At 56.7% G+C, this 13,652-nt stretch carries 8 protein-coding genes; 5 read left to right on the forward strand and 3 right to left on the reverse strand.

What is annotated here, in order from left to right:
- Positions 1–392: 392 nt before the first annotated feature.
- Complete coding sequence (locus tag KHP16_RS18020; protein WP_211960965.1) at positions 393–905, forward strand: outer membrane lipoprotein YfiB; 513 nt, start codon at positions 393–395, stop codon at positions 903–905.
- A 450-nt stretch (positions 906–1,355) separates the two neighbouring features.
- On the opposite strand, the gene KHP16_RS18025 is transcribed toward KHP16_RS18020, so the two are convergent.
- Together KHP16_RS18025 and KHP16_RS18030 are read right to left on the reverse strand one after the other, a co-directional pair.
- Positions 1,356–1,697, reverse strand: coding sequence for a YHYH domain-containing protein (locus KHP16_RS18025; RefSeq protein WP_211960816.1), 342 nt, complete (start codon positions 1,695–1,697; stop codon positions 1,356–1,358).
- A 790-nt stretch (positions 1,698–2,487) separates the two neighbouring features.
- On the reverse strand, positions 2,488–3,594 hold the full coding sequence (locus tag KHP16_RS18030; RefSeq protein ID WP_211960817.1) for a DUF3800 domain-containing protein: 1,107 nt from the start codon (positions 3,592–3,594) through the stop codon (positions 2,488–2,490).
- 772 nt (positions 3,595–4,366) lie between these two features.
- Here KHP16_RS18030 and KHP16_RS18035 point away from each other — a divergent pair.
- The 4 genes from KHP16_RS18035 to KHP16_RS18050 all read left to right on the forward strand — a co-directional run bounded on the left by KHP16_RS18035 (position 4,367) and on the right by KHP16_RS18050 (position 11,724).
- The gene (locus tag KHP16_RS18035; RefSeq protein ID WP_211960818.1) at positions 4,367–8,128 is read left to right on the forward strand and encodes a DEAD/DEAH box helicase; all 3,762 of its coding nucleotides are present in this window, start codon (positions 4,367–4,369) and stop codon (positions 8,126–8,128) included.
- 272 nt (positions 8,129–8,400) lie between these two features.
- Positions 8,401–8,955 carry a DUF4145 domain-containing protein gene (locus KHP16_RS28550; RefSeq protein ID WP_280528144.1) on the forward strand — a complete coding sequence of 185 codons (555 nt, stop codon included), beginning with the start codon at positions 8,401–8,403 and terminating at the stop codon, positions 8,953–8,955.
- A 498-nt stretch (positions 8,956–9,453) separates the two neighbouring features.
- Positions 9,454–10,398, forward strand: a complete 945-nt coding sequence (locus KHP16_RS18045; RefSeq protein WP_211960820.1) for a hypothetical protein — start codon at positions 9,454–9,456, stop codon at positions 10,396–10,398.
- A 33-nt stretch (positions 10,399–10,431) separates the two neighbouring features.
- A complete protein-coding gene (locus tag KHP16_RS18050) occupies positions 10,432–11,724 on the forward strand; it encodes a phosphoribosyltransferase-like protein (RefSeq protein WP_211960821.1) in 1,293 nt (430 codons plus the stop codon).
- Positions 11,725–12,349: 625 nt separating this feature from the next.
- Here KHP16_RS18050 and KHP16_RS18055 read toward each other — a convergent pair.
- Entirely contained in the window at positions 12,350–13,645 is a 1,296-nt protein-coding gene (locus tag KHP16_RS18055; protein ID WP_211960822.1) for an RNA-binding domain-containing protein, read from the reverse strand.
- Positions 13,646–13,652 lie beyond the last annotated feature (7 nt).

Consider the following 13,652-nt stretch of genomic DNA (forward strand, 5'->3'; position numbering starts at 1 on the left):
GCCGGCTCCGCCGCCCGGCGCTTCCGAAGGCTTGCAACCATGAATCGACAGGACCAGATAAATCTATGAGCAGAAGAGCGATATCTCACCAGCCAAATCGCTCGACTACCCGCTAGTGCGGGCATCACCAAGCGAAGCCTGGAATCTCGCCTGAAAATTGTTCGGGAAGCGTTGACCACCCAGGGCCTCAATGCAATTCGACCCGCAACATCACCCAATCCTTAACCGCCGCCCCGCGCTCGGCCGCATGGGGATGTCGCAGCGATATTGCGGTTCTTTATGCCATGGCTCACACTTCACGCGACCGGATCGAGGGCGCGGCTGTGTGGCACCATGCTGCTGCCTTGTGCGACGCCCAGATCCCGATAAAAATCTCACCCTCTCCTTCATTCATGTCTTATCGCTCCTCATTCCAGTTGCGGCGGGCCCTTTTGCTAACCACCGCCGGGTTGGCCGCATTGGCCCTAACCGGATGCGCGACACCCGAGTCGCGCGCCAGGCTGACACCTGCTCAGGTGGCCCTGTTGCAATCCGAGGGTTTCAAGTTGACCGACAACGGCTGGGAGCTAGGAATCTCGGACAAGGTCCTCTTTGGCGTCAATGAGGACACGATCACACCGGAGCGCCAGGCGCCGCTGTTGCGGCTGGGGCGTCTTCTCAGCGAAGCGGGAATCTCGGACCTTCGTGTGAACGGCCATACTGACGACACGGGCAGTGTCGAATACAACCAGCAACTCTCCATACGTCGGGCGACCGCCGTCGCCAGGACACTGGAAAGTGCTGGCTTCTCCCAAGGCGAAATCAAGGTGAGAGGTCTCGGCAAGACGATGCCCATCGCTGACAATCGCACCGCGGCAGGACGCGCGGAGAATCGTCGCGTGGCGATTATTGTCACTGTGGATTAAGTCCGGACAGCCCCCCGTTTCTCGTAGCCTCGGACGCATCATTCGATCGAACTACTAGATGCACGGGAGCCGCACCGGCGTACCCTTCGGCAACAAGCGATGAGGCCCCCGAGTAGAAATCGCGCATCGCGCGACGACAGGGGCGTAAAAAAAGGGGCGTAAAGAAAGGGGCGTAAAAAAAGGAGCGTAAAAAAACAAAAGGCCACACAAGGTGACCTTTCGCTTCATTGGCGTCGTGGATCGTGGCGGCTGTTGGCATCCTTTCGGATATCAAGAGCACAGCCAGGATTGATTCCACGCGCGTACATGCGAACTTTAACCTCATGAGCCCTCTGCAAGCAACAGCATGTCGTAGGCGCGATACGCACCCTCGCTAGAGCAAGGTTGAATGGCTATCGACGTTCTTCACAGCGCATGCGGATCGCGACGCGTCCGGTTTGCAGACACGCGCTAGCAGCCGCCGTAGTTCTTCCTGCCGCTCGCGGTAATCGTGTACGTCCCACCGCGAGGACCCGTGTAGCAGGTGGGGCCTGCGGACGGGCGTACGGCTGGCTTCGTCGCGTTTGCGCGCGGCGGGTTCGCTTGCATGAATTGCGCGGATGGCGCGGATGGCCCGCTCGTGCCGCCGCCGCGGTGACAGTGGTACTCACCCGTTTTTCGGTTGTTGTGGCACCCCTCCGCATTCAGCCCGCCACCGTGAGCGTGGGCATTCGGTGTGAGCAGCACGCAGAGGATGCCGCTCAGCACGGCACCTCTCGCCGTCGTCAGCGCGGCGAGGTGGAATTCGTTCATGGGACCGCGCATTATGATTTGTCTTGTGCGACGCAATGGCGACGCGAGGGGGCATTTTGGGGTTTCGGCTATGAAGGGCACTATCCCGCCGGAGTAGGGAGGGACGAGCAAGGAAGCGGCGATCGTCTCTGGAGACGGAGTCACAAAGGATATCGGCCTTCACGAAGCTTTGCAGAGCGACCGGTTCGTCGACCGCGGATGCATCTCAATCGAGGAGACCTTGATTTGAGGATGACCTCGGACATCAAAATTCTGGCAGTTGCCCCCGCTGAGTCCCTGACTCATATAGGCGCCCTGACCGAGGCCTCAAACAATAATCCTTTGCGTCACTTGTTGAGGATTAAAACGCGTTCCGGTTGTATCGCGCCCTCCTCCGCCTAGGACCTGTCGCTCCTTCGCTCGACCCGACGTATGCGCGCCCATGGAACTCTCCTGCAACGACGGCGCTAAAGATAAGGGCCACTATGGCAGGCCAGCGGCTGACGCCGCCATGATGGGAGCACGCACCAACGCGCCCAATCGAGGAAGATCCCCAGCCATCGGAGCACGCCAGGGGTGTCCGATTATTAGCATGCCGACACCGAAAACCACAGCGAACAAAAGGATGGTCGGCCACAGCGAGACGTCCTCAGTCAACTGGGGCCCACGAGCGGTGCCGGACACCTCACTAGGCTGCTAGAGCCACCAGATTGGTGGATGGAGCATTCAACTCTAGGCACTCTCCCATCGGTGCAAATTACCGGTGCCACTTGGCTCCCTGAACTAGTATGCGGTCCGGCGCCTACAATACTCAACAGATCCTCGTAACCTCCATCACTTCAGCGGCGGGCACGACTTGGTTCACCCCCTGCCCTGTCTCGGCATCGGTCGTCCACAGGAGTACGCCTAGCGTTCGGACATGGTCATTCATCTGCGCCTCGTCGCCAAGTTTCCGGGCCCGACAGAAGCGCATGACAGTTCCCGCAACGAGATCGGCTACCTGGATGCCTACAGACTCATGTGAAACCGCAAACTCCAGACTGCTCGCCTCTGAGAATTTGTAGTTGGCGTTCGGAAACTCGGGAAGCTCACCTGAGCGGGCGAGCTCTTCGGTCAAACCTTTGGCGTCACGCAGGATGTTCTCGTACTCCAACTGAACATCATGGACCAAGCGAACGTTAGCGATTTCCCCCTTCATGTACTTGTTGATACGTGCATAGATACTTGTGAACGACGTCAGGTTGGGAAGCATCCAAACTAGCTTATCGCGCTTGTTCCTGTCAGGGCTTGGCAAGAACCTCTGGAACGCCAAAGCATCTTCCGTCAGCATTTGCTCAAGGTCGTCGAGCGATTCAATGCACATCCTTCGAAGTGCCTCAGAAACCATCGGCAGCGCCGTGGTTGACATGACTGAAGTCGCGAAATCAATCTGGCTTTGCAGGGACTGACGCACGATATCGGCGCTTGGAGCCAAGCATGCATTCACATATCCCTCGAAAACTTCATCTGGTGCGTACGCATAGATGAAATCCGCAATCTGATTGCGAAAGTACATGACACCAGGGGACTCCGCTACACCTGCTGAAGGCGGCAGGACCTGAGTGTTCACGATGTGAATAGCGATGAAGTATTTCTTGTCAACGAGCTCCACAAATATCGGAAGTTCCTGCTTGCACAGCCAAGTGACAAGGTCGCCGACAAAGGACGGCTTGCTCACGAGGGACTTCGCCTTCAGTTCCCCACTTGGTAGCCGATACTTTTGGCGTAGTTCGGAGAGCTTTTCCGACAATGCCTTCTCATCTCGCAGACCGACAGCGGCGAGCACAAAGAACGGCTGATCTTTGAAGTCGAAACGATCCCCGGCTTTCACCGCGTCTCCGCTATGTCCACTTTCATCAAGATAGAACGTCCATGCCATTGAAATACCTCTCGTTTTGTTCTGTAACACGCAACTGCGTCGGGTGGCCGAAGGTGTCATCCATCAGCACTCGTCATCCGGTTCCTCGTTGAGCCTGCGGACTCGTCGGCTCCACCAGCGAAAATACAACCCATGCCTGCCATCGTGCACAGTTCCATGACCATACGGATGTAATTTGCAAGTCCACCTTGGAAACGCCGGAAGACGAACGCCGAAAGGACGGATAGGGCAAGCAGACTTGCCAGTGCTATCGCCCACGCGAGGAACGTGAACCAACCTTTTCTACCAAAGTCGGCGCGCCATCTGCGGGCATAGACTGCTCGTCCGGCTTAATGCACATCTATGAAAGATAACGCAGTGGTCGACAATCCATAGAACGTCTGAACCGAGTCCACTTCCTCCTCGTAACTAAACGGGCCGCTTCCATATGTAACCGTCTGGGGTCCACCCAGGTCGGTGCTGGTGGGAACACCAAGTGCCCTGCCTCCCCAGGAAAGTAGTACCCCCACAGCAAGCAAGACGATGATTCCGACACACCAAACAATCAGTTTTCGAGGCGCCATGGGGTCACGAGGTTACGGTAGGATATGTAGACCATATTGTCCCGCAATTTGAGCGCTGCGAGACGTGACTACGGATTAAAATGCACGCCTTAAATTAAGGTCCGCTGATGCATCCCTACGTCAATAGTCAATTCCAGAATCGCAAAGTTATATAATATGTTCGCCAAACAAAACAGACGCCGACAGTTAAACGTTAGGGGCAGTGGATCATGATGGCGAAGAACTTAATAACGGTAGAGCACAAGAGTAAGGTTCGCAACAATTGGAAGGAGGCAGAAGCGGCGGTCAATTTTTGGCAGGCACTCGAGTATCTTGCTCCACAGTCCCCACCAGCCGTAAAACTAGATGAATCGGTCTGGGAATTCGAGAGTGACGCATCCGAAGACGAACTGCCATGGAGCGACCCGAAGAAGCAAGCTATTCTTGACCGCCAAATCGGGGCAAATAGAAGGTTCCAGCTGTATGCTGGCATTATTGACGGGCCTTACTTCATTGAAACCGCGCGTCAATATCTTGGCGCGGACTCCATCGATCAAGCGGAAATGCGGCCGCCTTCGCCAGCTGCATGTGTGGTAATTAACGTCGATGGGAAGGGGCTAGCAAGCGGACAATTGTTTGTCAGCACAGTACCGTGGGCAATGGCTCAAATTTCCAGCGTATCGGGAACGGACACTCCCCTGAACTTCAGAGGGTTCTTTGGATCCGACGGGTTGGAAGAGAAGATTCGCGAAAAAGTCCAAGACCTCATGGTCGCGCGCCGACTCTTCGCGAAGAAGCCGGAAGGCGGGCTTGGACAGAACGAGACCTCCGTCGAGAATCCCGGAACCCCCGCGCCAGCGAAAGGCTCAATCGGCAGCACAACCCCACCCCTCGATGATACGCGCCGTGCCCCGGCCCCTGTGCGCCCGATTACATCGGAGGATGTTCGTGCTATCACTGCACTAGTCTTCGCGTTATCTGGCTGGCTGCCTGAGCAGCAAGAAAAGTGGCGCGTCCAGGCGCACTGGGCACCCGCAAAGGAGTCGGGCGATGCGGACTCCGTAGCTTCGCAAGACGACCCTCTGAACAGTTTCTATGCCGAAGATCTTGAGGAATTGGGCGATGCGATCGCGAGCCGGGACATTGGCACCGGGCTGAAAGCGTATCTCAGGGGCCAGGACTCTACAGGGCGCATCGATCTTGAATCTGACGTCAGTAAATTAATCTATGGCGTTTACCCTTCGAGGTTGCCACCGGGATGCTGGCCCTCCAAGCACCCACTCGTGACGGCGCAGCAGTTCGCCGTGAATACCGTGATGCAGGACCTTGCCCTTGATGGCGGTTTATTTTCGGTCAACGGTCCTCCTGGCACCGGCAAGACGACCATGCTCAAGGACATCGTTGCCGCCGTCGTAGTCAATCGTGCAGATGTCATGGTGGATTTCGATACACCGGCATCAGCGTTCAAGCGGCGTCTGGAGATTGAAGACTATCAATATCCTGTCTACGAACTTGACGCCCGTCTTCGTGGCTTTGGGATTGTCGTTTCGTCAGCCAACAATGGCGCCGTAGAGAACATCACGAAAGAACTTCCCGGCCTGGCTGCAATCGCAGACGACGTCGACATCGACTACTTCTCCAAGTTGGCCGATTCAGCGGCTGCACCACCCAAGGCAAAGAGACGGCCCACCACACGCCAGCGTTGGGGGCTCATCACCGCGGTGCTAGGCAACAAGTCCAATCGTAACCAGTTTGCCAGCCGATTCTGGCTCTCAGGCCTGCAGAAGAAGCCGAAAGAGGGGCAGCCAGCCGCCGAACTGGATCCCCTTCGCTTAAGATCACTGCAGGATCTCGTCAAGTCCGGAGATCATGGTGCGCTCTCATGGGAAGAAGCTCGCAGGCAATATCGAGAAGCCCGCCGTAAAGTGGATGCGTTGACTGCCATGGCGTCCCATACCGCCGATGCGATGCGAACGTGCGCGGCTGCCCAGCGTGATTTGTCTGAGGCTCACGCAGCGCTCGCGGAAAATCGGGATACGCTCGATGGGCAAATTGAGGCTGCGCATCATGCAAAGACTCGACTTGAAGCAGCCCACGTGGCTTACGAGCGCGCAGAACAATGGGTATCGCTTTGCACGAACTGGTCCGACGCGGATGCTCACCTGAGAAGTCAACAAAAAGCATATGAGGCTCTTAGTGAGAAGGTCGCTCCAACGGGTGTCGAGCAAGCCCGCAGCGAACTCGAGCGCGCGGTCGCCGCAGTGCGCAGCGCCCAGGAGGACATTGAATTCCATCACCGCAGCAAGCCCGGATTCCTATCTGAGCTTTTTCGCACTCAGTACAGTCGCCAGTGGAATGCTTATGCGGTTGACCTCGAAGGGCAGCTACGCAAGGCCCGCACGAAAGAGACTCGCGCAGTCGAGAATGTTGCCAACGAAGAGGTCCTGGCTCGAAAACTTGACGGGCAGAAGCGGGCGTTGGTGGCCGCGAGCGAGCGTAGTGCAAACTGCAGGACCAAGGCCTGCCTCGCCGGGCTGCCTCTTACCGACAACGCTGGTTCGGCGGTAGACGCCGATCTAGCTGATGGAATGCTCGCGAGCCTAATGGAGGGACGCGATAAGGCAGCCAGCATTGTGCGGAGATTGCGGAGCGAGGCTGCGACGGCACAACGTTTAGTCGACGCCACCCGCGCGAACATTGCTGCCGACCAAAAGCAGATGGCGCGAGCCGAAGCCGAACTGGAAGCCGCTCAGAAAATCCTAGCCGCCTCCCAGGTGCCGCCTGACAAGCTGCCGTTTTGGGACCTGGCGGCGCTGGGGCGCGAGGGATTGCACTGCGCTGTGCCCTACGACTTCCCTTCGCTCTTCCGAGCACGACGGGAAGTTTTTGTCGCGGCAATGAAGCTGCATCAGGCTTTCATTGTAGCTGCCTGGAATCCGCTTTCCCGCTCGCTCAGCGCGTTTGTAAACCTGCTACAGGGCAACCTCAACGTCGCGCAAATCACGAAGGGACCAATTCACTTGTGGGACGCGTTTTTTCTGGTGGTACCAGTCGTCTCCACAACTTTTGCTTCTTTCCCCCGACTTTTTCGCGGAATAGGTAGTGAGCAACTCGCTTGGCTGATGATTGACGAAGCTGGACAAGCGGCCCCTCAGCAGGCGGCGGGAGCAATCTGGCGCAGCAAACGCTCAGTCATCGTTGGCGATCCGCTTCAATTGGAGCCTGTCGTTGGCGTGCCAAAGGAACTGATGACGCCCTTGTTGCTCCGCTGTTCTGCGGAACCTCAATGGGCACCCCCACTAACCTCTGCACAGACGCTGGCCGATCGCGCCAACCGGTTTGGAATGTATCTTGGAGATGTCGACTCGGATGAGCGGATTTGGCTCGGGTCTCCTCTACTGGTCCACCGGCGGTGCCTCGACCCAATGTTCCGCATCGCCAACAGCATTGCGTACGACAATAAGATGGTCTACGGCGCAGGTGAGGATTCTGGTTCGCACGGCATCGGACCCAGTTGTTGGGTGCATGTTCCTGCCAAACACTCCGATGGACATTGGGTGGAAGCCCAAGCAAAGCGGACCATGGAACTGGTTGAGGAAATCTGCGCGGGAGATCTGATGACCAACGGGCAGTTCAAGGTCTACGTCATCACGCCGTTCCGGACAGTCGCTGAGAAGATCCGACGCCAGCTCTATCTTCGATACGGCGAGAAGAGCAAGGGCATGTCGGGCACCGTCCATACTTTCCAAGGGAAAGAAGCCGAGAATGTAGTGCTTCTTCTTGGCGGGAATCCGTCGAGTCCGGGCGTAATTTCATCGTTTGCCGGGGCGAAGCCAAATCTGGTCAACGTCGCTGTGACTCGTGCGAAGCGCCGGCTCTATGTTGTTGGGGACCATGGCTTCTGGACAGGGGCGTCTGACGTCCATCGAATCTTTACCCGCATGGCGGAGCACTTGGCCGAAGATGCCACAGATACCGAGGTCGCTGCGTAGATCATGTGGATAGCCAAGACGGTGGCCGGCGTTGTTGTACAGTAGCTGTACCAAATTCCCAAGGTTGTGCGCCTAAGGGTCGAACGTTACACCATGAGCGAAAGAACCATCAAGGAATTCTCAGTTCAGCAGAATGTAGGCCAAACGCTGGATGTACTATGCATTCAATGCAGCCGAGACACTGAGCATAAAATTGTCGCCCCTTCGTTTCGCGAGCCGGGTCCCAGGGCGAAGACGATTGGAGTATCGACTGGCAGGAGGATTACCAAATCCTGCAGTGCGGCGGGTGCAAGGCCGTCACCTTTCGCCATCATCACTACTTTTCAGAAGACGCCAACCCTTGGGAGCCCAACCACGGAAGGGATTACTACTATCCCAAGCGCGACGACAGGACGGCAAAGGAATTCGACCATGTTCCGACAACGCTCGGTCTTCTCTATGACGAGGTCGTACAGTGCTTCAACAACGGCTCGCTCATCTTGTGTGCTGCAGGCTTGCGCGCGCTAGTGGAGGGCCTGTGCTTGGACCGCGGCGTTAATGAGGGCCCAGTCCCCCAGCCCAATGGCGCCCCGAAGCGCTCCCGAAACCTTGAGGGTAAGATTTACGGTTTGCACGAACAAGGGGTTGTTACCGCAAGCAGTGCTGGCTTTCTTCACTCCCATCGGTTTCTTGGAAACGAAGCTGTTCATGCGCTGGCTCGGCCGCCGCGCGACGAGTTGGCGCTCGCAATAGACATCGTTGAGCACATGCTCGAGCAGGTCTATGAGATTCCCGCCAAGGCCGCCAGCTTGAAGAACGCAGGGGATGCTCGCCGGCAAAAAACCTAAGAGTCCGGGGATGCTGCCTGGAAGCGAAGCCCCATATGGAACGTTACCGGCCACAAGAGTGTCCTTCGGGTGCCGGACCCTTCTGAATTGACCAAGCGTTTAGAGCACCGCACTCGTGTCTACTTCAGAACAGCTTCAAACTGCACTGGAGCTCGTGAGTTAAAATCACAGTTCGTCCCTTTCGGCGCGGGATACCTGATCAGCCCCCTCATACGGTGGCGCCCCCCCGTCTCTCCCCTCCGAGGGAGGAGATGCGCGAGTGTGTTCTGTGCTATACTTTGCGCTATGACGAGGCTTTGTAAGGGAAGCGCATATCAAATTGATCATGCAGCTTCAAAAGTCCGCGCGGTCATCTTTCACCTTCGGGCGGGGTGGCGACTTCGTCAGTGGGGTGGATGCGCTAAAGACCCTGTCCTCTGCAAGTGGCTGGCTTGTGAGGTCTGACTATCCAGCAAACAGGCCCACGATTAGTGGGCTTTGGTTTTTTCTGGGGATAGAGTGCAAACACAACAGTATCCGCTAGTCGCGCAAACTCCGGTCGAACTCAACAAGGAAGACCTTCAAAGGGACATCGCCTCAAAGCTCCAGGAACTCGGCGCCGCGAAAGTCGTAGGAGCCAAACTCGCTCCAATCGTCGCTCAGGTACTTCCCGCCGGCACCATATACAAAAATTACCTTCCGACCACAAAGACACCTCGCCTGAAGGACTTTGTGGAGTTGTATCTATCGGATCTCATTTTCACCAACGACGAGCGGCAAGGCACCGATATCGTCTATGAGCTCAGGCAACAAAGATCTGACTCCCTAGCCGTCGTCAAGAACGGCGACGGGATGCTCTGGAAGTCCTTCGTTGCACTGTCGCCGTCCAGAAAACTCGTCTTTGACACCAGCATAGGCGAGATTGGCACTGTGCTCGTGACCGCTCAGCAGCCTGCGGAATGCGTAGAGATTCGTCCGGTTCAGTTCGAAGAACACCGCGAAATGTGCGAGCGCTTCGTAGCCAAACTCGGAAGCGAGCATCGCGACACCGCGGATCTAGCCGCCGTCGTCGAAAATTTTGATGAGCAATCATACCCACTCTGGCTGAAGGCACTGAGAACATCGCGGCCACCCCTGGACAAGGAGTGGGGCAAGTTCCGGCAAGACTCCGTGCTGAAACTCTTCCATGAACGCCTCATCGCGTTCCAGGTCAGTGAAGACCGGATTGCTCAGTTGAAAGTGCAACTCGAGAGAGACAGAGGGCAGGCTCAAGCAAACGCGACAGGCGTACCGCCTGCGACAGCAATCTCGAACGAGCCCTCGCTATCTGCGAAGGAGCTCAGGGAGCGTCGTGCACGTGAATTGCTCCATGCCGCCGTGGACAAAATGAGCTACGAGCAAATCCAGAAACTCGAAGTTCCTTTCGGAGTCCTGCTGGACCTGGCAGCAGTCCAAGCCAGTTAAGGCTTGTTCCGTAACCCGCTCTAGGCAAAGACCGTGGTTTCTCTCATTGTTGCAGTAAGCCCTACCCAAGCCGTCGGTATCGAGTCAATGCTGGAGGATCGAACCGCCGGCACTTGGCGCACACGTGTACTAATGCGTCACTTGGGCGCGAAGCCCCACGACAAAGAGACAAACAACGCAGCCATTGAAAGTTTGGTGAAGGACCATCCGGCAGCCATTGTCGTTGCAGCGGCGAATCTTTGTGGGGCGTGGCTCGAAGACGAGTATCTCAAGGTAAAGAGACTGTCGAAAGACAGACTGCACCTTGCAGTGAAATCTTGGATTGAGTCAGAAGGCCTGTCCTGGCGGTTGAATGCCGAGAAATGCAGCCAACGAGGCAGCTTCAAGTGGCAAAAAATTGACGACTGGTGCAATCAATTCCGTCTTGTCGACCCAGAGCGAGGGCACCGCGTTGCAGCAGCGATCCTGTCTCAGCTGAAAGTGGCCACGGTCGCTGAAATGGCGGATTGGTTTGATGGTCTACCACCGGTCGACCACAGCGTCTTCTTTATTGGCGCGGACCCACACAGCGGTGACCACGGTCTCGTCAACATCCTTTCGGCACGCATTGAAGGTCCGAAGCTTATCGAAGCCACCAAACTGCAACTCCAGACAGCGAACGCAGAGGTGCGCTTGTTCGCTGATGCAGCTTGGAGCGGCGGGGAGTCCGAGCGTCGACTTGAATGCCTATACAAACCGTGCAACAAGAAGGCCAGCGTCATCGGCCACGGAAATAAACTTCACCTGCGATTCGCATACCTCACCACTACCGCACAGGAAGCCCTCACGAAGAAGATCAATGTTCTTGAGGCGACAGGTGCTTGTTCACCAAACAGCGTCCAATCATCGTGCCCTGAGAACAACCTTCTGCATGTCAATCCGACCGGTAAGACCAAGGGCTTGGCATTCCAACGCAAGGATCTGAACGACTATGTCGATCCCGCAAATTCCTCGTCAATGAGGGATATCTGCAAGAGCATAGGAGTGCAAATTGCCAAGAAGAGGCCTCTCGGCACGGATGACGTTGCCTCCACCATCATGTTTGAGCACAGTATTCCTAGAGCAGTCTTGCCAGTGCTTATCTTCGGTGGCGCGAAGGTAAAAGCGCATGACGGTACGGAGTTTGTTTGGAAAGCATTGGTAGGCAGCAGCCACGTGGAAAAACCAGCAAATGCCGACAACGATGTGCACTGCAAAGAATGTCCCCTGGTGCGCGACGAGCGCGCAGCCCGAGAAGCGCAGGCGGCAGAGGCTGCTCAGGGAGAAGCATCCGCTGCTGCCGCTTAGTTCTTAAGCAGCAGCGCAGTTCGAAAGGGGCAACGCAAGACTCGCGTTGCCCCCCCCCCTCGAACCGATCCGCCAACGAGCAATCCAATACCCCGTCTCGAAGGCACAGATCTGGGCCTAATGGTTGGATAGCAGCAATTGCGGCTCGTCTCACACTCGCAGTCTGAATTCCGCCACACACGCCCTCGCGTATGAACGTGCATACCTTGGCACGCACGAATTCTTCCCTCCGACACCTATGTGCTGGCACGCCCCCCCCGAGGCGGCCGCAACGATCCGGCATCGCTAGCCATTCTCAACAGCACTAGCCTCCCAGTGACCTTCGGCGTCCACCTTTAAGGCGCAGCCGTCTTGATACGGCAAGGCAGCGCGACGGGTGAGTGCCGCCTCTGCCGTCTCTCCCAGCCTTCGAATCATCCAATCGCCAGGAGCCAAATACACAAATGCGGATGGCCACACGTGGGGCGGAACAGGACCGATGCCGGCCTGGCTTATCACGGGCAATGAAAGCGGGGCAGCGCGTCGAACACTTTCTGACGGAGGCAACACCGGTGTCGAAGGGATGACCGCAGGTCTCCAAAAGTCTGCTGGCTCCGACGTTTCGCTCGCGCGGGCCGAGGAAACGTCAGATCTCAGGGGAGATGCCAAGCCGGCGAACAAGCTCCTGCTGAAGCTCTAGGGTCGACAGCTTCTTCTTTCCCGCGTCGGTTTTCACATAGACCTCTTGCCCGCCGGTAGCAAATAGCAAAGTTCGTCGCATCGCGGGTACGCGAACCTCGACGATGTAGAGATCTTCGATGACTTTGAAGCGACCGTCGTTAATCGGATGAATTTCAATGCGATACGCGGTCGGTGCAATCGGAGGGACAATCTGAAACAGGCGCTCAGTAACGACTCGCCGCAGTTCGTCGCACTCGCGGACTGTGAGCCGCACACCGACAACTTCGCGGTCCTCATCTCGAATCCCCCAGAATATCGCGCCCTCCTGGATGTCTCCCGCGTTCAAAAACGCGACGGCGTATTGGTCGACCACACCCTTAATAGAGCCCAGAGGGTTGCTTCCCTTGACCTCCTTAAATTCACACGTACGGTTTTCTTGACGCGAGAAGGTACTGCCCAGCACCCAAGCAGCCCTCTTTTGCGGCTTGAGATTGGGACGACGGGACTCATACCTGTAGTCATACTGGGCCAACGCATCAGACGCTACGTTAGTTCGTCCGTCCAGGGATATCAGTTGCTGTCCGGCACGTCCTGCATCCGCCGCAAAGACGATTACTTGCGAATCCTGCGCGCACGCTTGAAGCAGTTTTATCATCACTGAGTTCAAATCCTGCGGCCAACGATCCCAATCGTCAACCAGCATCGGGAGCTTTACCCGCGCACGCCGACGGGCTGCTACCTGCCGGCTCAACTCCATCACGGCAACTTCTCCAGTCGAGCCTCCCCGATTGTGGAACACACCGCTTGCTCGGATGCGCATCCATACTAAGCCGTCCACGATTTGACGCGGAATTGCCCCTTCGACGTCTTCGATTCGTAAGCCATAGGGGTCCCACTGCCCAAGTCTAACGATGAGCTTCTGTCCTTCTGGGTCGGACATCGCAGATAGAGCTTCCAAGATCAGCGGACCAGTAGTCTTGGAGACAGTCACTCTGTCATCCGCGTCCCTGGTGACCGAGAGTTCTGCAACCTCCACTTGACTGCCCTCCTCCATCACGAGCTCCACTTCAGATGGGCCGAATCCGTCCTGTTTCACGGAAAGAGCGGGCCTTCCCACAATGGCGGCAAGCATTGCACCGGCGAGCTGGGTTTTCCCAGATGCGTTTCTACCCGTTACCCAATTGACCTCGCCCGGGGAGAAGCAATACTCGCCATCTGAGAACGGGCCGAAATTTCGGACTGTCACTTTCGTAAAGTTCATGAATTCT

The organism is Cupriavidus plantarum (assembly GCF_905397285.1).
In the GTDB taxonomy this organism is placed as follows: domain Bacteria; phylum Pseudomonadota; class Gammaproteobacteria; order Burkholderiales; family Burkholderiaceae; genus Cupriavidus; species Cupriavidus plantarum.

Excerpts from the sequence above, each read along its gene's own strand:
- KHP16_RS18020 (WP_211960965.1), top strand. The coding sequence starts at position 393 with ATGTCTTATCGCTCCTCATTCCAGTTGCGGCGGGCCCTTTTGCTAACC.
- KHP16_RS18025 (WP_211960816.1), bottom strand. The coding sequence starts at position 1,697 with ATGAACGAATTCCACCTCGCCGCGCTGACGACGGCGAGAGGTGCCGTG.
- KHP16_RS18030 (WP_211960817.1), bottom strand. The coding sequence starts at position 3,594 with ATGGCATGGACGTTCTATCTTGATGAAAGTGGACATAGCGGAGACGCG.
- KHP16_RS18035 (WP_211960818.1), top strand. The coding sequence starts at position 4,367 with ATGATGGCGAAGAACTTAATAACGGTAGAGCACAAGAGTAAGGTTCGC.
- KHP16_RS18055 (WP_211960822.1), bottom strand. The coding sequence starts at position 13,645 with ATGAACTTTACGAAAGTGACAGTCCGAAATTTCGGCCCGTTCTCAGAT.